General features: G+C 65.2%; 1 protein-coding gene and 1 pseudogene. Both read left to right on the forward strand.

Annotated features, from left to right (window positions below):
• Positions 1-413 (forward strand): methyl-accepting chemotaxis protein (locus SSO01S_RS17035; protein ID WP_245646884.1); only part of this gene is annotated, 413 nt, incomplete at its 5' end.
• Between the two features lie 14 nt (positions 414-427).
• A pseudogene (locus SSO01S_RS17040) lies at positions 428-1,294 on the forward strand (methyl-accepting chemotaxis protein); the annotation flags it as partial.

The raw sequence follows: 1,294 nt of genomic DNA on the forward strand, positions 1-1,294 counted from the left end.
CGGGGCGCGGCTTCGCGGTCGTCGCGCAGGAAGTGAAGAGCCTTGCGAACCAGACCGCACGCGCGACCGATGACATTGCCGCCAAGATCGCCGCGATCCAGTCGGCCACGAAGAGCACGGTCGACACCAATGTTTCGATCCGCGCGACGGTCAGCGAAGTACAGGAGAGCGCACACCGTATCCGCGCCGCGATGGAGGTGCAGGCTCAGACCGTGACTGCGATCACCGCCGCGGTCGACGAAACCGCCTTGGCCGCCGATTCCATGTCGGCAACGATCGGCGCAATCCGCGAGGATACCGAGACGGTAGCCAGCGAAATTGATCGGGTGGGCCAGGGCTTCGCGGCTCTGGATGGCCAGCTCGGCAGTCTCAAGACCAGCGCGGGCGACTTTGTCGCCAAGGTAGCGGCATAAGAGGAGAGGGGACCATGGCTCGCGACGACAAGGCAATGCGCCGCTGGAACGATGGCGCGCGATCGATTTCCGAACATATCAAGGAATATGACTGGGACGGCGCGATCGCTACCGGTGCTCCCGAGGTCGCTTCGCTGATCGCCGATCGTCACGACGATATCGCGCGAGCCTTTTGGGACCATTATCTCACGCTGTCGTCGACGCAGCGCCTGCGGGAATGGGCGATGGATCGCGAGCAATTCGAAGCGCAGTTGGAAAACAGCAAGCTCTATGCCCGGATCAAATATGAATCGCCCTATGGCGAGGATTGGGTGGCGATGGCGTTCGAGCATGCGGAGCGGACCGATCGCGCCCATATCCCGCTGACCGCCACCTTTGCCGGCCTCGCCTGCGCCCATTCGAAGACGATCGAGATCATCGCCGAGAAGGTGAGCGGAGACACCGCGCGTTTGCGACGCCTGGGCGACGTGGTCCAGCGCCTTTCGATGATCGAGGCCGATCTGATGGCGACCCATCTGGGTGCGCGAGACCAGGCCGAGGCGGGCGCGGAGCGACACCAGCGCTCGGTTCAGTTCCAGGCGAGCATCGCCGAATCGATCCAGAGCGCGACCGAGGCGGGCAACCGCATTCGCGTGCAGGCGCAGGGCGCGTCCAGCTCGGCGCGCGGCATGCTGGGCAAGGCCAGCGAAGTCGCCGCCGCCGCCGAGCAATCCGCCGTCGCGATGCGCGAAGCCGCCTCAACCGCCGCCGGTCTGATCCGGGCGATCGAGGACGCACGGCTTGAAGTGGAAGCAGCAGCAGAAATCGCGACGCGCGCATCGGGCCAGGCAGGGGCCGCAGTCGGTACCAGCGAAGCGCTTTCGGATCACGCCAAGTCTATC

Source organism: Sphingomonas soli NBRC 100801 (genome assembly GCF_001591025.1).
Taxonomy (GTDB): Bacteria; Pseudomonadota; Alphaproteobacteria; order Sphingomonadales; family Sphingomonadaceae; genus Sphingomonas; species Sphingomonas soli.